Origin of the sequence: Hydrogenophaga bisanensis (assembly GCF_042665135.1) — a bacterium.
Classification (GTDB): Bacteria; Pseudomonadota; Gammaproteobacteria; order Burkholderiales; family Burkholderiaceae_C; genus Hydrogenophaga; species Hydrogenophaga bisanensis.
Genome location: NZ_JBHTBX010000020.1, coordinates 1 through 20,057 on the forward strand (window position 1 = coordinate 1; position 20,057 = coordinate 20,057).

17 protein-coding genes and 1 pseudogene are annotated in these 20,057 nt (G+C 57.2%); 7 read left to right on the plus strand and 11 right to left on the minus strand.

The annotated features are described in order from the left end of the window. The first annotated feature begins 939 nt into the window (after positions 1-939). Positions 940-3,357 (plus strand): phage integrase family protein, encoded by a 2,418-nt coding sequence (locus tag ACFQNJ_RS18500; protein ID WP_382260185.1) that lies wholly within the window; start codon positions 940-942, stop codon positions 3,355-3,357. Positions 3,358-3,458: 101 nt separating this feature from the next. On the opposite strand, the gene ACFQNJ_RS18505 is transcribed toward ACFQNJ_RS18500, so the two are convergent. The 3 genes from ACFQNJ_RS18505 to ACFQNJ_RS18515 form a co-directional block, all read right to left on the minus strand. Then, positions 3,459-3,767 (minus strand): hypothetical protein, encoded by a 309-nt coding sequence (locus tag ACFQNJ_RS18505; RefSeq protein WP_382260187.1) that lies wholly within the window; start codon positions 3,765-3,767, stop codon positions 3,459-3,461. Continuing rightward, a complete protein-coding gene (locus ACFQNJ_RS18510; protein ID WP_382260189.1) occupies positions 3,764-3,919 on the minus strand; it encodes a hypothetical protein in 156 nt (51 codons plus the stop codon). Before ACFQNJ_RS18510 ends, ACFQNJ_RS18505 begins: the two co-directional genes overlap by 4 nt. 763 nt (positions 3,920-4,682) lie before the next feature. Continuing rightward, entirely contained in the window at positions 4,683-7,598 is a 2,916-nt protein-coding gene (locus tag ACFQNJ_RS18515; protein WP_003049965.1) for a Tn3-like element IS1071 family transposase, read from the minus strand. 148 nt (positions 7,599-7,746) lie between these two features. Between ACFQNJ_RS18515 and istB the strand changes: the two are divergent. Then, a pseudogene (istB, locus tag ACFQNJ_RS18520) lies at positions 7,747-8,454 on the plus strand (IS21-like element helper ATPase IstB); the annotation flags it as partial. Positions 8,455-9,133: 679 nt separating this feature from the next. On the opposite strand, the gene ACFQNJ_RS18525 reads toward istB, so the two are convergent. Together ACFQNJ_RS18525 and ACFQNJ_RS18530 are read right to left on the minus strand one after the other, a co-directional pair. Next, a complete protein-coding gene (locus ACFQNJ_RS18525; RefSeq protein WP_305717280.1) occupies positions 9,134-9,298 on the minus strand; it encodes an AlpA family phage regulatory protein in 165 nt (54 codons plus the stop codon). 954 nt (positions 9,299-10,252) lie between these two features. Continuing rightward, positions 10,253-11,011 (minus strand): IclR family transcriptional regulator domain-containing protein, encoded by a 759-nt coding sequence (locus ACFQNJ_RS18530; RefSeq protein WP_382260191.1) that lies wholly within the window; start codon positions 11,009-11,011, stop codon positions 10,253-10,255. A 164-nt stretch (positions 11,012-11,175) separates the two neighbouring features. Here ACFQNJ_RS18530 and ACFQNJ_RS18535 point away from each other — a divergent pair, with 164 nt between their 5' ends. The 4 genes from ACFQNJ_RS18535 (at position 11,176) to ACFQNJ_RS18550 (ending at position 14,402) form a co-directional block, all read left to right on the plus strand. Next, positions 11,176-11,682 (plus strand): cytochrome P450 family protein, encoded by a 507-nt coding sequence (locus ACFQNJ_RS18535; protein WP_382260193.1) that lies wholly within the window; start codon positions 11,176-11,178, stop codon positions 11,680-11,682. Positions 11,683-11,740: 58 nt separating this feature from the next. Beyond that, positions 11,741-12,073 (plus strand): ferredoxin reductase domain-containing protein, encoded by a 333-nt coding sequence (locus ACFQNJ_RS18540; protein WP_382260224.1) that lies wholly within the window; start codon positions 11,741-11,743, stop codon positions 12,071-12,073. Between the two features lie 65 nt (positions 12,074-12,138). Beyond that, positions 12,139-13,479 carry an MFS transporter gene (locus ACFQNJ_RS18545; protein WP_382260195.1) on the plus strand — a complete coding sequence of 447 codons (1,341 nt, stop codon included), beginning with the start codon at positions 12,139-12,141 and terminating at the stop codon, positions 13,477-13,479. 221 nt (positions 13,480-13,700) lie between these two features. Beyond that, positions 13,701-14,402, plus strand: coding sequence for an alginate export family protein (locus ACFQNJ_RS18550; RefSeq protein ID WP_382260197.1), 702 nt, complete (start codon positions 13,701-13,703; stop codon positions 14,400-14,402). Here ACFQNJ_RS18550 and ACFQNJ_RS18555 read toward each other — a convergent pair. After that, positions 14,368-15,402 (minus strand): IS630 family transposase, encoded by a 1,035-nt coding sequence (locus ACFQNJ_RS18555; protein WP_382260199.1) that lies wholly within the window; start codon positions 15,400-15,402, stop codon positions 14,368-14,370. The genes ACFQNJ_RS18550 and ACFQNJ_RS18555 overlap by 35 nt on opposite strands. On the opposite strand from ACFQNJ_RS18555, the gene ACFQNJ_RS18560 reads away from it, so the two are divergent. Beyond that, complete coding sequence (locus ACFQNJ_RS18560) at positions 15,361-16,236, plus strand: alginate export family protein (protein WP_382260201.1); 876 nt, start codon at positions 15,361-15,363, stop codon at positions 16,234-16,236. The two genes, ACFQNJ_RS18555 and ACFQNJ_RS18560, sit on opposite strands and share 42 nt — an antisense overlap. 233 nt (positions 16,237-16,469) lie before the next feature. Here ACFQNJ_RS18560 and ACFQNJ_RS18565 read toward each other — a convergent pair whose 3' ends face one another. The 5 genes from ACFQNJ_RS18565 to ACFQNJ_RS18585 are packed head-to-tail and all read right to left on the minus strand — an operon-like array spanning position 16,470 to position 20,019. Next, entirely contained in the window at positions 16,470-16,988 is a 519-nt protein-coding gene (locus ACFQNJ_RS18565) for an acyloxyacyl hydrolase (protein WP_208218935.1), read from the minus strand. Beyond that, the gene (locus ACFQNJ_RS18570) at positions 16,985-17,446 is read right to left on the minus strand and encodes a hypothetical protein (RefSeq protein ID WP_232591924.1); all 462 of its coding nucleotides are present in this window, start codon (positions 17,444-17,446) and stop codon (positions 16,985-16,987) included. The genes ACFQNJ_RS18565 and ACFQNJ_RS18570 overlap by 4 nt, the downstream gene beginning before the upstream one ends. Before the next feature lie 51 nt (positions 17,447-17,497). Further along, positions 17,498-18,529 (minus strand): ATPase, T2SS/T4P/T4SS family, encoded by a 1,032-nt coding sequence (locus ACFQNJ_RS18575; RefSeq protein ID WP_054882046.1) that lies wholly within the window; start codon positions 18,527-18,529, stop codon positions 17,498-17,500. An 11-nt stretch (positions 18,530-18,540) separates the two neighbouring features. Next, positions 18,541-19,539: a type IV secretion system protein VirB10 gene (gene virB10 / locus ACFQNJ_RS18580; protein WP_382260204.1), complete on the minus strand. Its 999-nt coding sequence runs from the start codon at positions 19,537-19,539 to the stop codon at positions 18,541-18,543. Positions 19,540-19,584: 45 nt separating this feature from the next. Further along, the gene (locus ACFQNJ_RS18585) at positions 19,585-20,019 is read right to left on the minus strand and encodes a mercury resistance transcriptional regulator MerR (protein WP_003131969.1); all 435 of its coding nucleotides are present in this window, start codon (positions 20,017-20,019) and stop codon (positions 19,585-19,587) included. Positions 20,020-20,057 lie beyond the last annotated feature (38 nt).

Below are 20,057 nucleotides of genomic sequence, written 5' to 3' on the forward strand. Positions count from 1 at the left end.
GCCCGTCTCTGCTTCGCGCAGGAAGCCAATGATCTGTTCTTCCGTAAATCTCTTCTTCACGTCCAATCTCCTGTCTTCGGGATTGGACTCCAGAGTCAGCCGCTACTCAAATCCGGGGGGACGTCGCCCTGATCTTCCCGCTGGCAACCATCCAACGTTCTTGAAACTCGCCGTTCCGAGCCATTTGAACCGGTAATCCGCAACATCTTCTCAGCTGGTGAGTGAGCCTAGCTTTGGTGAAGGCACTCGGTAAGCCGGAGCTTTGCTTCCAGTACGCCCGATCTCGCGCTTCTTGCATTTGAGGGCATGACTACCTCGGTATCGATTCTGGAATGAAGGCTTGGGCTACTCTAATGGCTATCGGCAGTGCGGCCGGCCGGGCATGTGGAGCACTTGGCTGCCAGCCAGAAATCATCAAGAAAGTTCAAAACTTAGTGATCCGTTTGCGGGAAAGTTCAGAACTTAGTGAGAACTCCGTTCAGTTTTTTGCTGTGAACTTGCTGCTAACTGATTGATTTTTATATGATTTCTGTTCAGGACTTAGTGATTCACGACATCTGCGGGCCGATGAGGTCCAGCCGGATCTAGTCTCGAACTGCTGCTGCGCACGTTTTTGGACACCAGGCATCGTGACCCGGATGCAGGCCGGCGTTTGAGGTCCTGATCAAAACTCCAAGCAAATCAACGGGCTACGACAGACACAGTCGTTCCGGTGCGGACTTCGACATCCCGCCTCAATCACATTGAATGTAACTTACATCACTCTCTGACGTGACAGCAATGCGTTCAAAAGGTGTTGATTGAACGGAGTCCTAACAAGAGTTATCATGACCATTGAATAAATTATCCTTGACCCCAGCGGCGAAAACGCGACGGTTTTAGTGAAAAGCGAACGCCGAGCTCCTTGAAGCGATGGAGGCTTCGCCCTGAAGAACGAACATGAGCACCACACCCGATCCCATATCCAATCCGGCGGACCCTTGGCTGGATGAATTCAGCCGGCCTGGTATGGGCGAAGGGTTGACGTCGACTGAAAAGCGCCGACCCGGACGACCCAAGGGCAAGCTCGGCGCCGTGCTCACGGATCTGACCGACCGGGTGACCCTGGAGGACTTCTCCTTTGTGCGGGCCTTGCTCAACGGGATCGAGCCGGCCAAGGCCTTCAAGCAATACTATGCATATCGCTACTTCGATAACGAAGGCCATGGAGTAGTCCCGCACGGCCTGTCGCTGCATGCCCATGGCCGCCAGCTCATGCGGGTCATCATGAAGTCGGCGCTCGCCTCAGGGGACGATCTCATCAAGATGATGGCCCAGCGCCTGGCGGCCGTTGACCTTGTGGCGGCAGCCAGCGGGAAGCCAAAGGCCGAGCCACCGGAGCGCCGGGTTCCTTCCATGAATGAGTGGATGGAGTCGCACCACATCGACCCCGACTTCTACGCCGAGATGGAGCTCACCCAGCTCTACAGCGATTTCCTCGACGAGTATCGAGCGGAGCATGGGATCGAAGCCAAGCCAGGCGACATCAACAAGAGGGAAGTCCAGGAGGCGGTGCAGGCACAGATCCAGGCGCTGAACCTGCTGCAGAACCGGCTGACGTCCTCTCCCATGCCTGAGCAGCCAGTCATCACGTGGCTGGAGAGACGCCTTGCTCAAGCCCTTGAGGAACTTGGTGTCCTCACGATGCGCGACCTGATCGACTTCATCAGCCAGACCGGGCGCAACTGGCGAAACAAGATCAAAGGCTTGGGCCCGGTCAGAGCCGAGCGGCTTGCGGACTGGCTTGAATCCAATCATGCCACCTTGGGCAGCATCATTCGGGAAGGTGATCGCTGGAAGCCCAGGCAGCCTCTGCGATCGGGTCTGGTGCCACTGGGCGAATACGCCGACGGCACCAAGCCACTGCTGCTCATCGAAGAAGAAGGCACCGGTGTGATGGTGGTTGCGGACCAGAAAGGCCCCAAACTCCGGCAAGGCATTGCTCCCTTGGAGCTCATGCTGGTCCCTCCTCACCTGGACGGTACCGTGGGTCTGTTCCGCAGCTCAGGCCTGAACCAGTACGGCGCCCGAAACGATCTGCAGGTGATTAGGATCTGGCTCAAGAGCTACCTCAGTGCGGGAAAGCTCGCGACCTTTGATGCTTATCGGCGCGAGATCGAGCGCTTCTATCTCTGGTGCCTCAACGAGGCTGTGATTCCCTTGTCCAGCGTCTCCCTCTCGCACGCCCAGGCCTATCAAGCCTTTCTCAAAGCGATCCCCGCCAAATACATCACCACCGAGCGGGTGACCCGGGACGACCCGCTGTGGCGTCCCTTCCGCGGTCAGCTCGACGCCAAGAGCCAGCGCTACGCCATTGGTGTGATCAGTCATTTCTTCTCGGACGCCGTCATGAACGGCTATCTGACAGGCAACCCCTTCACGCTGGTCAAGGCCGAGGCTGTGCTCAGCCGTGACATGGATAATTCCCGCAGCCTCAACAAGGAGGATCTTCGCTGGCTGCGCCAAGCCCTGGACGATCACCTGGCCAGCACGCCCCCTGCTCCCGACACCGGCTTTGACCTCGAGGGGGCCTTGCGCCGGCGGCTGAACCTGATTTTTCACATCGGGCTTTCCACCGGGCTGCGGCGCTCAGAGATCACCTCCAGCACCGTCTCCAGCCTTGCACCGGCCAGCTACAACGGTATCCCCACCGAAGACGAGTGGATGCTGGAGGTCATCGGCAAGGGCAAGAAAATCCGCACGATACCCATTGGCGAGGCGCTGCGTCAGATGATCCTTGCCCACCACGAGGATGTGCGCCGCATGCTCCATGAGGTCGGGGATAGCGCTGCGGCCAGGCTCGCGGAGTTTGAGAAGCGCCCTCCCCTGATCTGTGCGCTACGAGCGCCGGTGGGCCACAAGTCTGCCCTGGTCGATGATGATGCGGCCATGGCCAACGACAACCTGGCGCTGGGCGACAACGGGCTCTACAAGGTGGTCAAGTCGTTCTTTGTGGGGGCGACCAAGCCCGTGATCACGCAGCTGGAGCGACGCAGGCAGACCATCGAGCAGCAAAAGAAGGTTGTCGAGCAGAAGATGCGCAGTCCAGTGACCGAGCAAAAAATCGCTGAGCTGGTTCAAGAGCGCTCCCGGATTCAGCGGGAGCTGGCCGTCTGGGTACGGCGCAAAGACATGACGACCCACTGGATGCGGCACACCTTTGCGATGAGCGTGCTGCGCGACAACCCCAACGATGCTGGCCTGACAATGGCCCAGCAGCTGCTGGGCCACGCCTCCATTGCCACGACACAGATCTACCTGAAGTCTGACGACACGGCCAAGATCCGCGCGATCCGGAACCTCAAGCCGTTTGGATGAGTACTCGAACCTCCTCCCCGGCCTGAAGGACGTTGCTGTTCTCGCATGCTGGTCCAAGCGAAAACGTAAGACCATCAACAACGCTTGGCGTCGAAATGTGGTCAACCAATCTCGTCTTTGATAGCTTTGCCAATGGCGGCAGTTGCAACCACACCAGCTGCCACCATGCTCGCGTACTTCACCACTTCTCCTGTCGCGCTCGATACGGCTGTTGTGCAGCTTGGGCACAACTCATCGTCGTAGAGATCGCCGCCTTTGGCGTAGTTTGTGCATCCTGGAACGCGGCACAGCAGCAGTTTGCCGCTACAGCTTGGACACTGGCAAACATCACGCCGAACAGTGTTGTCCTGAATGACGTCAGGTATCACCTCTTCACTACAGAACGGGCATAGGCCTTTGTGTTTTTTCATTTCGCGCCTTTGGTGGGTGAAGCCCTTCGTTGTTCTGCCAGCGCCTTCTTTTTCAACTCAAGCTCAGCGAGAGCAATCTTCTTGAGCTTAATCTGGGCTTCCAGCCGCAGCTCCTGAGGTGATTTGTTCTTGCTTCCAAGGGGTCGAGGCATGATGATCTCCGTTGATTGAATATCGACAATATATCTTATTTATAAGATATTTATAGAGAATTTTTAAGTGACGAACGAAGCGCGATTACTTGAGTAGTTGGCCTGTTGAGTACCGGGGTAGGCACCACCCAGAATGAGAAAACCCCCCGACAGCCAAAAGGCTGCCGAGGGGCGGGTTTCGTGGTCTGAGGTTTCAGGTCCCTTGCGAGCTGGGTAGCTGAAGCTGGCCAGATCGCGTGTTCCAGCGGTCGATGTCCTCCTGCAGGTCGAGTGAGATAGCTGGTAGCTTGGCGCCCATGCAGCCTTCCGATTTGCATCCGGCACGCGGGTTGAGCTTGCGCTACACCACCTCCGGAGGCCTTCCGCAGAATGGGCAGTCTGCCAGCTCGGGAGGCCTGTCCATATCGGCGATCATGAGGCTGCAACCTCGGGCTGTGACTCTGCCATTCCCGCACTCGGTGGTTTCGAAGTCTTCGCCATGCGGGCCTCTTCGATCTGTTCCCTTATGCACTCACGCGTGTGCGGGTCTGCTCGGTCTGGCCACCAGCGGCGGATGTTCAAGCACGGCCCCAGGTAGGGATGGGCAGCCGCAGCTGGCCAGTGCCCAGATCCTGTGTCGAGGGGTCTCCTCGTTTTCAGTGCAATAAGTGACGGTACGAAAAGCTAGCACTGGCGCGGAGGTGGTGTTGGTAGATCGTTGATTTCATTGACTTTCCTGTTCACTTTCAAATCTGCGATTCGTGGCGTCAAACCGTGGTCGGTTTCATCCATTGGTGCCAGTTATCGATGCATTTGGCCGCGAAGGCAGGATTTGGTCAGCATAGCGGTCAACCGGGAAGCGAAACACACCCCGCAAGTTGATGCTCTCCAGCCTGGTGGGCGCAATCTTCCCGATCAGTTCCGGTGGAATGACCTGGCGGCGGTTCGACCAGCGATCCAGGACCGCCTGCATCTGTGAGGTATTCCACGCCATCACGATGTTGGCCATCAGGCTCAACGCATCGGCCACAGCCTGCATTTCATCGACACGTTTGGCCTGCGCCGGGCTGATCCGGCCGGTATAAATGGCGCGCTTGAGGGCGTTAACAGCCTCGCCCCGATTGAGCACCCGGCGCAACTCGTTCCTGAAAGCGTCCTTGACAAAGTAGTCAGCCAAAAACGCCGTACGCAGCAACCGCCCCAATTGCACGCCAGCCTCATAGATTGGATCGCCCTGGGCGGCAGAACCGAACCGCGCAAGAGCTGCCACCGCACTGGCATGTCCGCTCATGACCGAGGCTGCCAGGTGCACCAGACTATCCCAATGCTTTTCGATCAAAGCGACGTCGACATTGGCTTCGCACACCGCAGCGATTTCTGCGGGCACTTTGGTGCCGCGTGGCACAAAGAGGTGGCGCTGTTTGAGTTCCTTCAACCGCGGGCAAAGATCAAAACCAAGCAAACGGGCATGTGACATGGCAAAGTCGGTGTAGCCATGGGTATCCACAGCAAGCTGGCTGGTCTCCAGCTTTTCTTGGCGGATGACACCTTCAATGGCCACGCCCGCCTGGCGCTCATTGAGCACAAAGGGCTGCGCATGGAAGATGCCCCACCGGTCTTTTACATGGGAGTAGATTCCAATGGAAGGTGTGTTGCGCCGAGGATCAAGCCGGGCTTGCCACACCCGTTTGGTGGTCTCCATGCTCATCATGTCAGAAGATGCCAAATCGGACCGCCCCCAGGTGGCGGCAATCGGGTGTCGCTGCATGAATTCCAGCACAGCCTGGCAGGCCTGGCTCAGACGCCGTTCGTCCCGCGCCCAGCGCATGGCCTGGCGAATGCTGGTGGCAGACAATTGCGGAATCATGCGCGCGCATTCGACCGCAGTCAGACTGGTGCCGTGGGCCATGATGCCGGCATAGACCATCAGCAGCTCGTCGGTAGAGCGCGGCTCACGTCCGAGCATGATCCAGCTAAAGCGCACCTGGGCGTCAACGGCCAGAATCACTTCCGGCAATTGAACCTCACCGATGCGGTGATCCAAAGCCGCGCGCAGCTTGGTCACTTCTGGGTCTTCGTCCTCTGCGGGCAATGGCGACAAATGGAGTTCATCATCCACGCGCAGTACGCCACTGCGGGCTGCAGCGGCCACCGCATCGACACCGGCAGTTACTCTGGCCAGCAAAGGCTTCAAGAAAGTGGCAGCCTTGCTGGGTAACGATAGACGGGCATAGTGTTTCTTGGACTCTGCCTGCCAACGCTCGTCCGTGAAGAACAAGCGCGCACGACCCCGAAAGCTCAGGCTGTGCTCAATCCAGACCGAGCCATTGCGCACCGCGCGGCGCAGGGCAAACAGGGTGGCCACCTCCAACGCCTGAAACGCCCGTTCCCGGTCTGGGCTGGAGATCGAAACCTGCCAGATCATTCCCAGACTTGGTGCCACCACTTCAACTGGCAGCTTTCTGGATCCTTTGAGATATAAAGCTTGCAGCTTGGCAAGGTACTCGATGGCAGGATGCTCGCCGGTGGCCTGCCAGGGCAGCTTTGCAATGGCGACGAGCAACGACCGCACGGGGCGAATTCCATCAATCAATCCCTCGCGGACCAGGGAGGCCCTGCTCGGTGGTTTGCGTTTCTGGGTTTCGGTGATCAAGGCTTCAAGACGGGCACGCAACTCAGCATCTGGCACCGCACCTTGCGCGCTCAAGGCAACAAGTTCGCCGAGCAGCGTTTTGTACATTGCGGCCCAATTGACGGTAGCGGGGACATCGGCGGCAGCCTGACGCCACAGATCGGCGATCCGGCGCTGCACCATAAGGATCAACTGGTCTGTGGTGGTGAACAGGCAATACCGAAGAAAGCATGCGACCTCCACGGTGCGCGCTGGCTCTTTGATCTTGGCTCCGGCTGAGGGCGGCCTGGAGACAAGTCGGCGCGCGTAGCGGCGCAAGATGAGATCGGGGATGTCTGCCAGGTGCTTATGAACGTCCAGCGTGTAAAGCAGGTCGATGCGCTCCAGTACCTCGCTGATTTGGCGGGTTGAGTGTTTCGCCGGTGCAGCCCATAGCCAACTCTGCTGGGTTTGTCCATCTGGGCGCAGCTCTGAAACTGAGGCTCGCCAGCGATCAAGTGTTGCTGGATCAACGCTGGCGGCGATGGCGGTGCCTGTTTCAACTTCAAGCTGGGCAAGTGCCGCCGCAATCAGTGTCCGAATTGCCCGCTCGTGCACGATCACCAGCTTGTTCTTGTACAGCCATTGACGCGCCCGCACGAGTAGCTGATCGCGGTCGGCGCAGCGCGCCACTTCGTCGCGCAGTTCACGTACCAGTGAGCGGCGCTGGTGCTCGCTCATCCACTGGAATCCAAGGACCGTGCAGGCTACTTGTTGGTGATCGAATAGCGTGCGCCCGCGTTCATACATGGCTCTCAGCGAGGCGACTTCTGGTGCTGCAATGCCAAGCTCGTTGCCAAGGTGGCGCCACAAGGCTACTGGAATTACCCGAAAGGCACCGAGCAAACGCCCACTCATGCGCAGGAAACCAATATGGAGCGCCAGACCAAGCTTGTGGGAATCACCTCGGCGTGCATTGATTGCGTCGCGCTCGGCACCATCGAAGGTGAAAAATGCCTTCATCTCGAAGTCGCTGATATCGCGGGGGAGCCCACGCATCCCCAAAAACGTTGTGTGCCAACCCTGCATCGTGAACCTCAAAAGTGGGAGGCCACCATACCCGTTTACAAAGCGAACAGGAAAGTCAATGAAATCAACGGTCTACCCAGACCACCCCCGCGCCAGTGCTAGCTTTGCGTACCGTCACTTATTGCACTGAAAACGAGGAGACCCCTGGCTGGTGGAGCACTTGCTGCGGGCCGAGCATGTGGAGCGCCACATGCGCTCGGTGGCGCACCAGATGAAGTCGGCTCGTTTCCCGCTGCACCGCGATCTGGCGGGCTTTGACTTTGAGGGCTCGGCAGTGGATGCGGCCCTGGTCCGGCAACTGGCGAATCTGTCGTTCACGGACCAGGCGCACAACGTGGTGCTGATTGGCGGGCCGGGCACGGGCAAGACCCATCTGGCCATTGCCCTGGGGGTCTCGGGCATCACCCAGCATGGGCGCCGGGTGCGCTTCTACTCCACCGTGGACCTGGTCAATGCGCTGGAGCAGGAGAAGGCGCAGGGCAAGGCCGGGCGGCTGGCGGCCAACTTGGTGAACATGGACCTGGTGGTTCTTGATGAGCTGGGCTATTTGCCCTTCAGCCAGGCCGGCGGTGCCTTGCTGTTTCACTTGCTCTCCAAACTGTACGAGCACACCAGTGTGCTGATCACGACCAATCTGGCGTTTGCGGAATGGTCCAGTGTGTTTGGGGATGCGAAGATGACCACGGCGCTGCTGGACCGCCTGACCCACCACTGTCACATCATCGAGACGGGCAACGACTCGTACCGATTCCGCCACAGCTCCAGGCAGACCAGGGCTCAGGGCAAGGCCAGGGAGCAGGCCAGGAAGTCGGGGCAACCCAACACCACCAAGGATGAATTGAACGAGCCGTTCTGACAACCAACCACCACCAAGGAGCTATAGTTATCCACAGCCGGGCACCCAAACCCGGCCTTCGACCCCTGGTCAAAATTCAGCTGGCACCACTGGTCAATTTTGAGCTGGCGTCAACAGGCTCGTGAACCGAGGCAAGATGCTCCCCAATGGGCGGGCAGGAAGAGCCTTGCTGTCTTGGACGCGGTGGCATGGCCGCTAATCGGCGTTTCTTTGCTTTATCTGTCTCGCATGTCGCTCGGTGTCGTCGGCCCAGTGTTGATGGCGGCGGCTATCGTGTTGTCAGTTGCCCGACTTCGCCGCGCCATCTGGCTGAACCACCACTACCGATTCACTACCTGGCGATGGGGTGGGATAGTTTTCGGTCTGATGATGGTGGGTGCCGTCCTGGACATGAGCGCTTGAGGGTTGCGTCTGAGGCGTGGGACGGTGATCCCAAAACGTGCTGGATCGTGTAGCCACTCAACCTTATTGCGCCAGATCTTCCTGCGCCACGGTCTGGGCTGTGCCCAAGGGAATGCTATCGGGTGCGGATGACGCCAGATGCATCCTGACCCAATACGATCCTGAGCATGTCTGCTCGTTTGGCGTCTGAATCGTGAAAGACCAAGTCGCCAGGCTTCCACGGTGTGGTGTTCGGATCGTGAATCAGGCCCATGAAGCACCCCACTCAACGCTGCACTCAGTGAGCCGCAACCGGACGGGTTTCGCTCCAAGCATCGATGTCGGAACTGCGCCAAGCCACTGCCCGTGATGTCAGCCGAACGGGACTCGGGAACTCATGGCTTGCGATCAGGCGATAGATCGTTGAACGCCCGAGCCCCGTGACTTGCATGACCGAACGCATGCGAAGGAAGACAGGGGGCGAACGTTCCTGACGAACAGGAGGCGATTCGGTGTGAAGGCGTTGCACGGCGCACCCCAGGTAGAAGCAACGCCTTCAATATGGAACCAAGACACCAGATCGGAGCTGCTGGATTCAGTCGAAAATCTAGCTTCGTGCCCATGGCAGGGCCATGCGGCCGCGATTGCCCTTCTGCATAATTGCCTGCAGCATCTGTTCCACTTCCTCACTCCTCTATCAATGCGCACCCTTTTCTTGAATGGAAACAAGACAAGGACCCGGCCTTGGCGAAAGGGCCTTCTTGTGACTGGCTTGGTGCTTGTGTTGCTGATTGGCGCGTATGCCGTGATTGAAGGTTTGATCGGACTGAGTGGATCGGCCGAAGTGCTTCTCGGTGTTGCACTGGTAGGGTGTGCTGTTGTTTTGGTTGTTCACTGGCTTCAGGCTCGTCGGACGCAAAGCGCAGTTGGTGACCTGAAGGATTCAGCGCTCTGGTGACGCCGCAATGAAGGTGCTTGTGGCACCAGGTCCGGCATGTCAAATGTTCGATGACCTCATTTGCGGTTCTTCACCTGTGCACTCGCTGGCCGGCTGTTCGTGAGCAACCCTGTTGTGATGGGGCCAGCGCAAGCGGAGGGCACTTGGTATCGAACGAGCCGATGGGTTCTCGGAAGTCCCGCTTGTTGATCGTGCAGCGCCAGAAAAACGTGGTGACACCGGTTGCGTATCGGCGCGCCTGCAGAGTTTCTGCCGGTCATGTAAGAACTTACGGCGAGGTATCTGGAATGACCTCCACTCTCTTATCTTTCGCGGCTCGTTCGGCCGTACTTGACCTCAAAGGAGGGGGGGCGAAAGTCGTTCGACGGAGTCAAGCCAAGTGGCGCAAGGTCAGACATTGTTCGTGAGTGAGGTCGAGACACTGGCAGGCTTGGAACCTGAGGTTCGGTCGACTCAAGCTCACAGAAGTGTCCCGAAATTGCGCCTTGCTGTCTCGAGCTCCGGCAGCAGATCTTCAACGATGGCGGCACGTGTCATTCGACTGGTTGCGACTGACAGGCTCAGCGCTGCAATCATGTCTCCAGTTGCATTTCGGATGGGCACGGCAATCGAGCGCAGGCCAATCTCGAGTTCTTCGTCGCAGATTGCATATCCTTGTGTGTGCACCAGTTGTATCTCTCGAAGGATGTCCCGCATGCTCGTGAGCGTGTGCGGCGTAAATGCAGGACGTGCCATCCGGTTGAGAAGAAACTCAACGGAGGCTTTGGGCAGTCCTGAGAGCAGCACCCGCCCGGTGGCGCTGCAGTACGCGGGCAGCCGTGCACCAACACCGAGGCCGCTGGAAAGACTGCGACGGTGCGTTGAGCGGGCTACGAACACAGCATCCTGCGAATCCAGAACTGCCACCGAGGCCGATTCCTTGGTGCGCTCACTAGTCATTTCTAAGATCGGTTGCGCGATTTTGGTCAATGGGTCGGAGCTGACGTAGGCCTGGCCCAGACGCAGTGCTCGCGGTGCCAACTGAAACTGTCGCCCATCCTGTGACGCATACCCAAGTTTGCACAGTGTCAGGAGACAACGTCGCACCGATGCCTTGGTGTGGCCAGTTATCTCGGCTGCCTGTGTGAGTGTCATAGGTGCCTTGCGGTTTCCGAAGGCTTCGATGATCGCAAGCCCTTTTTCGAGACCCATCACGTACTCCTTTTCTTCGATTTCCATGGTGCTCCTTCTATTTCAGTTTCATATAAAACGAACAAGAAGTTCGATATTCGAACTTTATACGATAAATCGTTGACCCATCGCAAGTTCGTTTTTAGACTCTGCGTATCAGAACAAGAGGGTAGTGAAAAGCCCCTTTTAACTTTTTGCCCACGAGACAAGGCATGCCCATGACAACCGCGATATCACCAGAACCGTCCCGTGTCACTGCGCCGATTTCGGACTTTGACCCCTACGCAGAGGACGTGCTTAACAACCCCTATCCGCACTACGAGGTCCTGCGCGAACTCGGTCCCATCGTCTACCTCCAGCGCTATGGGGCCTATGCGATTGCGCGACACGAGGAGATTGATGCGGTGTTGCGCGATCATGTGACCTACTGCTCCAGCGCAGGTGTGGGTCTTGCCAATTTCCATACCGAGGATCCGTGGCGCAAACCCAGCCTGATTCTCGAAGCCGATCCGCCGATGCACGGACGAACACGGAAGGTTGTGGCTGGTCTGCTGGCGCCCGCCTCCATCAACAAGCTGCGCGCGACTTTCGAGCGCGAAGCAGAGTTGTTGGTCGATCGGGTGTTGGACATGGGTCACTTAGACGCGATGCCCGAGCTTTGCGCGGCTTATCCGCTAAAGGTTTTTGGCGATGCAGTGGGTGTGCCCGCCCAAAATTGACCAGGGTGTATCACGTACCTGCTGAATTTTTCAGCAGGAGCAAAACGGAGTGATCACCATGGACATGATAGGCAAGGTCAGGCGCATGAAGTTGCGCGACCAACTGAACCTTGCCGACCTGCCCGCGCAGTGGGCTAAGCGCCTGCCAGCGTTCATCTTCACCCCCGTGCTTTCCGAGCCCGAACCGGGTTGGTCCGGGAGAACGGGCTGGGTACATCGGGCAGTACTCGAGGACTACCCCGACCTGAGCGACCATCAGGTGTATGCCTGTGGTAATCCGATCATGACGACCGCTGCGCTCAACGACCTGACAGCCGAAGGCCAGCTTTCGCCTGATGAATTTTACTGCGATGCATTTGTACCTTCGGGAGAAATCCAGCTGAAAATCTAGACGATCTCTCACCAATGCCTGCGTGAGATAAAAACAACAAGGCCAAATGGCCGTGAGGATAAAAAATGTTGCCTGAGTCAAAGCCCTTGCAATTACCGCAATTCGTCGATGAACGCCGAGTCAGTCCGTTTCAATACGGGGTCATCATCCTGTGTGGACTCGTCATGTTTCTCGACGGGTTCGATACCCAAGCCATTAGCTACATGGCCCCGTATATCGCTCAGGAATGGAGTCTGTCCAAGCCGATGCTAGGACCGATATTTTCATCATCGCTCGCTGGCTTGATGGTCGGCTATCTAGTACTGACTCCACTGTCCGAACGTTTCGGACACAAAAAAGCCATCATTGTCAGCACCATTGTTTTCAGCCTGTGCACCTTGGCTTCAGTCTGGGCAACCAACGTGACAGAACTGATGGTTTTGCGTTTCATCACCGGGATCGGTCTGGGTACAGCCGCGCCAAGCGCCATTGCCATGACAGGCGAATACAGCCCTAAACGCCTGCGCGCCACCTTCGTGTTAGCAATTTACTGTGGCTTCTCGCTGGGGTTCATCGCGGCGGGGCTAGCAGCAGGTTGGTTCATTCCTCATTACGGATGGCGCTCGATGTTCTGGGTCGGTGCCCTGGCACCCTTGATGCTGGTTCCCGTCCTGTTCCGCTTTTTGCCTGAATCCATGGTGTTCATGATCAAGAACAAGGTGCCACCGCAACAGATCCTGAGTGTGTTCCGCAAAATAGATGCCAGCGTTGGCCAACAAAGCAAACCGGTGTTCGTGGTCGAGGCACTAGAACAAGGACAACACGGTGCGCTCGCAAGTCTGTTCACCCGGGATCGAATCATGGGCACCGTGCTGTTATGGCTAGTGTTCGCCATTAATCTCGGCGAGTTTTATGCACTGCAAAGCTGGCTGCCCTCGATCATGACCGGCCTCAACTACCCGATGAGTACCGTGGTCATGGCCACCACTTTGACAACTGTCGGCGGCATTGCAGCAGCTTTCATCACCGGACCTTCGATGGATCGATTGGGGGCGTACAAAACCGTTGGCATCCTTTATCTGGTCGGCTTCGTGTTTGTCGCATTGACCGGGATGGCCTTCAATAGCCCGCTCTGGGTACTACTGAGTGCCAACTTTCTTGCCGGATGCTGCATCAGCGGCGGACAAAAAAGCCTCATCGCCCTGGCAGCGGTTTTCTATCCAGCACCGATGCGATCAACAGGTGTCGGTTGGGCGCTAGGTATCGGGCGAATCGGAGGGATCGCAGGCCCCATCGTGGTCGGCGCCGCACTAGGCATCGGCTGGTCACCCTCGGCAGTCTTTTACGGTATGGCGATCCCGATGTTAATTGCGGGACTCCTCGTGCTGTTTCTCGGTCGCCGTTATGGCAACAGCAATAAGGTTTAAACACCGCGATAAAGATAATCCGTTTCAACTGAAATCTACTCAAGGATGAGTAAGCACTTACCTCACTAAAACAGCAGCAGCTGATTCAAAGTAAAGGCCGACATTTCTTCCAAGGCATCAATAAGCCTTGTCCGGAATAACACCGCGCAACTTCAACTTATGTTGAGGCCTCACTGCGCGTACCTGCCTGCTTTATGAACAATAAAAATAGGAGCCAACCAATGTCCCATCCCTCGATAAAGCGTTACTCACTACCGCTGGCGATCATTATGGCCTTTGGCCGAATGTCCTTATCAAGCGCACAGGCTACAGAGGCTCAGATCGCGCCACCCTCCCCGCTAGAGAAGCTGCGCCCACCTCGCCCCGGACCGACCCGGTCTCAAGAGGACTATCGTTTTCTCGATAATCCAGCGAAACGTACGGATCCATTTGACGTATTGCGTTATCAGCGCCTGTCAGACTCCGCCTGGTTGCAGACAGGCGCAGAACTGCGTTATCGCGCCGATGCCGCGGACCAACCGGTTTTTGGCTTGAAAGGTGTGAAAGATGACTCCTACTTAATGCAGCGTGCGGAAGTTCATGCCGACTTGCATGTATTCGATGACAGTCTGCGTACTTTTATCCAACTGGGAAATACCCGTGTTTTTGGCAAAGACTTGCCCAGCCCGTCCGATCAAAGTCGCAATGAAGTGCAACAAGCATTTATCGATGGCAATCTGCAATATCAAAGCGGCAAGTTGACAACACGTGTCGGCCGTCAGGAAATGGCCTACGGCAATCAGGTGCTGGTCACCTATAGGGAAACCCCCAACATTCGGCAGGCATTCGATGGCGTGCGTATGGGCTGGGCTGGAAGCAACGGCTTTACTAACTTTTCAATAAGTAGAGTCATTCCAGGATATAGCGGCATTCCGGCTGCCTGAAGAATGACTTCACGAGTTCAGGGAGTTTCTGGATGCTGCGCAATGCACCGAGAGCGAGCCGCTTCATCTCCTCGGCGCTCTCGACCAACTGGCGCGAAACCTTCCGCTTCACATGAGCCCAGACCGTTTCATCCGGGTTCAGATGCGGCGAGTACGGCGGCAGATAGAAGAGCTTGAGCTTGCCCTCCAGGCCCTCGACGTAGCTCTTGACCATCTTTGCCTTGTGGATCGGATGACCATCGACGATCAGAAACACCGGCTTCTCGGCATTGACCATCAAGCGCCTCAGGAACTCCACGAACACTTTCGCGCCAACCGAGCCTTCATGCAGCATGAATCGAAACTCGCCCTGCGTACTGACCGCCGAGATCAGGTTCAGCGAGAATCGCCGGCCCGTCGCCTGCACCACCGGCGTCTGGCCCTGCGGCGCCCAGGTCGTGCCGGTGTGGTAGTCCGAGCGGATCCCCGATTCGTCGCCAAAGTAAATCGTCGCTCCGATCCGCTTGGCTTCGGCGCGGATCGCAGGGTATGTCTCCGTCTCCCACGTGCGCACCAACACGGGGTCTTGCTGCCACGCCTGGTAGAGCGGCTTCTGGGCGCTGAAGCCCAGGATCTTCATGAGGCGGTGGACCGAGGAGACCGACAGCTCTTTCTTGAACTGGCGCTTGATCAGGTGACGGATCAGCGACAGCGTCCACAAGCCGAACTCGAATTTGAACTGCTGCGGGTTATGGTCACGAACGGCATTGACGATCCACGACAACTCCTCGGCACTGAGTCTGCTGGGGCGCCCCGGAATCGGCTTGGCCAGCAACGCGTTCTGCCCGCCATTGGTAAAGTCGGCGAGCCACCGGAAAACGCTGCGCTCATTCACGCCATACGCCGCCGCGACGCTTTGCACCGTCTGCCCCTCACGCACCGCTTTGACAGCCTGCTGCCGCATCACCTGCAAGGTGTGATGATCGAGGGCGCGGCCGTCGGAAGGTCGTTTGCATTTCATGGGACATATTATCGCTCACATGACACTACTTACGGGAAAGTTAGTAAGCTGGACGCGTTCTCCATGAAGCCTGTCCTTATAAGGGATGCGGGTTCGTTCAACGACGCCAGTGATCATAAAAAGAAATTCTACGGCCTCTACGGCACCCTACCCCTGTCTACTGAGTTGAAGGTCGATCTTTATGCATTCGGACTGGAAACAGAACAACGCACGCTCGATGGTTTTACAGGGGAAGACAATCGCTACACTTTCGGTACGCGATTGTTCGGTGGATGGGACAAGTTTGATTGGACCTGGGACTTGATGAAACAAACAGGACACATCGCCGATGCCGATATCGACGCTTGGGCAGTGTCCAGTGATAGTGGCTACACCTTCGCTGGACCATGGAAGACTCGACTGGGCTTTCGCGTAGACGCTGCCAGTGGCGACAAGGATGGCGATCATAAGGCAGGGACATTCGACCCATTGTTCCCCAAGAACGCCTTCTACGGCCAGGCTAGCCTGACCACGCTATCGAACATCATTCTAGTAGGTCCCACGCTACGGTTTGCACCCTTCGACAAGATTCGTTTCGAACCCGCAGTGTTTGCTGCATGGCGCCAGAACAGCGATGACGGAGTGTACCTACCCGGCATGGTGACCGTTCCTGGAACCACCTCTAGCAACGGCAAACGCTTGGGCACCTTGTATCAGGCCAACGCCAATTGGACACCAACCTCCAACATCACGGTTGATCTCGACTATTTGTTTTATGACATCGGTTCAGCAATCAAGAATGCCGGGGGCAGTAACTCCCAAATCGTGATTCTACGTACCTCGTTTCGTTATTGATAAAAATATAACAAGGAGTAGAACGCAAGAAGAAAGAACAAAAGCCGCAAAGAGCGGCTTTTTGCCTTTCATCGTTAGCGCTGATCACCGAGGAAAAGCACTAGGTACTACAGTACAAAAATAAGGATTCGACACAATGGGTTAAGCAGTTACTGGGACTGCAGTTCTCTGTCGGATGTATCTATTCGACAAGGCGTATCGGAAACAAATTCGACGCTTATTGAATCATACATCTATAACGGCATGGTGTAATGAAGTGCATAGCTTTCCACTCCATCATTATTACTTGTCATTCCAGCATTTGAATAATGAGTCGCTCGAATTCCAACCTCGTGCCCGCCAACAAAACGCACTCCCACACCCAACCGGTCCTCAAATTGAAAGGAACTACCGAGGTTGTTATTTTCAATTTCGGTGCTGGAAAAAAACGCCACGCCTACGCCTAACTCTATATAGGGTTTTATACTTCGCCCCGAAAACTCATAAACCAGTACAGGTGAAGCTGACAAGCTATTGTTACCAGCGGTCTCATCACCTTCCCAATAAGTGTACGCACCACTCCAATAGCCAGTTAAACGACCGAGGTCGCTCTGCCACCAACTCTTGTCCCAATCGACTTGCAATCCCAAACGATAGGTCATGGTGGATTCACCAGTTTGCCCGACCGCGAACTCTACTCCAGCGGCTTGTGTGGCAATACTGTGTCCCATCAATGTGGCCGCAACCGCAGCCAAGCAAAACGAACGAGTCATTCGAAACCTCTATTTTTAGGATGTTTCCGGCCATTGGCAACAACGTTGACCATGAGCTGCCATTTAGACGTATCTTCGCCAATGGCGATTGCGCGGCGGGGTTGAACCTCTTGGATCGAGGACAGGCGAATCCATCGCCAGTCATCGACACTGAAGGCAGGGAGCTTGCCTTCCACGCTGGGGTAAACACGGAGCCAGATAGGCAGCTCACCGTGCACGGCAATGCCATCACCGCCCAGCAGGTCCACGACCACGGCCATGACGCTTTCAAACTCGCGGGCGCCAAACTTGCTCACGGAGGGCACCAGCTCTTCCACGCCGCTACGACCAATCAGCAGCAGCTGGTCGTAGACATCGCCTGTTTGTGGCTCGCCACAACCCATGGCGATAAGGCTTTCACGTACCGCCTTGGTGATCTCGTTGGCGGTGGCAGTCCAGATATTGGTTGCTTCGGTCATGCGTACTACTCCTTGGGTTTAGCCCTGCAGGGCGCTAAGCGGCTTGAGTTCCTACACCGCTGCCATTGCTTGTTTCTTGAACATCGGGTCGTACAGGATTTCCAGCACTTCACGTTTTTCCATGTACACGACCACATCCAACGTGGTGTTGATGGTCTTCATGATTACGTCGTAGTCGAGCGCCCGACCGATTTCCGAGGCCTTTACCAACGTGGCGATACGCGCAGGAGTGCTGGCCGCGCTGTCAGCGTGCGTCGAGAAAATGCCCCCAGGGTGCCCCGTGTTCGCGCCGGCCAGGTAGTCCCAGGCTGCATCGTCGCGCAGCTCGGTCAGGAAGATTCGGTCCGGGGACAGGCGCATGCACAGCTTGAGGCATTCACGGGCCGACATTCGCCCGTCGCCTTCGCCGTACATCAGATAGCCCACCTCATCGAGCCGGTTATCGTCGATTTCGTGCGTATCTTCCATCAGCAGCACACGTTCAACCGTAGGCACCGCCCCCATCAGCGAGCGGGTGAGAGTGGTTTTGCCGGAGCCGGTAGGACCGGCTACGGCAATGTTCCGCTTAGTCTTGACGGCCAGCGTCAAGAAGCCTTCCACGTCCCCCTTTTCCAACAGCGCAAGCAACTCTTCCTCGAACGGCTCAAGAGAGAACTGTTCAGACTGCTTACGGTGTCGCACCTTGGCAAAGCGGCCTTCCTGGGCAAGCTGGGCCAGGCTCTTCGATACGGGCAAATGCTTACGAATCGACATGAGCATGGTCCCCTCGACAGTCGCAGGGGGCCAGCAGAACGTCCCCCGAGATCCGTCCGGCAACTTCACGTAGCTGATAGGCGTGCGGCCGAGTCCGTTCAGGCTCAGTAGATGGTCATTCAAGGCCCACAGGTAGTCGTAGGTGATCCGTGGGTCGGCGTGCAAGACACGCCCTTTGGGCGTGTCACATACCACCTGGCCGAACTTGTTCACCCGAATCTCGAACACTTCTGGATCGTCGAGGTACTTCCGCAGCGGGGCGAAGTTCGCCGCCGCCAGGGCCATGTCCATGTCTGCTAAAGCCAGGTCGCGCTCGGTCGCAATATCCATATGTGCCTCCCTCACTCCACCATTTCCAGGCCATACACATCGCTGAAATCAACGTCACGCGGCACGAAGATCGAAACGGCTTCGCCGTGATTGACGGTCAGGGTTGGCGGGATGTTGATAGTGGCGCGCAATACTTCGCGGGCCAGCGAATCGGAGGTGTTCGAGGTGTTGTCGAGGTTCACGGTCGTGTCGCTGTCCGACTTGTCGGTGGAGTTCACCAGGGCCTGCATCAGACCACGGCTCAGGTCACTGAACACGGAAATGAACATGGCACCACCGAAGCGATCCCAAAAGTGGGTATCGACCTGCCCAGGAATGCCGGCGCTACCGAGGCGGTTGGTACCAGGCGCATCGAGGTAGGCCACGGCGCCGTCGCGGTTGCGAACCCGCGACCACAGTACAAAGGCCCTGGCCTGGCCCATCAGGATGCCGCCACTGACTTCGCCTGTGATCTTCGCGCCCTTGTCGATCAGCACCACCGAACCGTCAGCCGAACGAACCTCCTTCGACACTTGGCAGGAAACGAAGCCGGGAACAGTGGTATCCAGCTCGGTGATCGTGCCGCAGTTAATCATCGTGCCAGCGGCTATCGACATGCTCATGTTTTTCATGAGTGTCGCCCTGGATGCAGTGTACCGGGCGCTATTCATGCGTGTGGCCAACTCCGAACTGCCACTGCTGGTTTGTACCGGCTCGGCCTTCTCACCACGACTAGGCGTAGCGACTGCACCCTGGGAGCGCATTTCCTCTGTCCCGCTCGACGCACTGAGCCGGCGCTGCATGGCCTTTTGCTCAGGCGTTAGCTCGACCTTGCCCTGCTGTGCGGGCTGAGCCGGTTGCACCGGCTGCTGGTAGGTACTGGCGGCTTGCGCCTGCTCGGCTGGCTGCTCGGCAGGTTCGTCCTCGGCGTTCGCAGGTGTGGTTGCGAAGCTCACACCCGGCAAGTTCCTGGCCTTGTTGGGCGAGGCTTTTTCGGCCTGTTCCTGCTGCTGGAGTTTCGGCGCAATCACATTGTTGTAGACGGGGTCGTCTCAGAAAACGGAAAATAAAGCACGCTAAGGCATAGCCGAACCTGCCAAGCTTGCTCCACCCTGTAGTGACGCGATCAGCGGGCAGGAAACGTTCCCCCTTCGCGCATGGCAGGCGCACACCAACTCAGACAGCACGGCCTCCATGCGCGCCAGGTCAGCCATTTTCTCGCGCACGTCCTTGAGCTTGTGCTCGGCCAGACTGCTGGCTTCCTCGCAATGGGTGCCATCCTCCAGCCGCAGCAGCTCGGCGATCTCATCCAGGCTGAAGCCCAGCCGCTGGGCTGATTTCACGAAGCGCACCCGCGTTACATCCGCCTCGCCATAGCGGCGGATGCTGCCATAGGGCTTGTCAGGCTCCAGCAACAAGCCCTTGCGCTGATAGAAACGGATGGTCTCCACATTGACCCCGGCCGCCTTGGCGAAAACGCCAATGGTCAGGTTCTCCAAATTGTTTTCCATATCGCTTGACTCCGTACATGAGTACGGAAGTAAGGTTA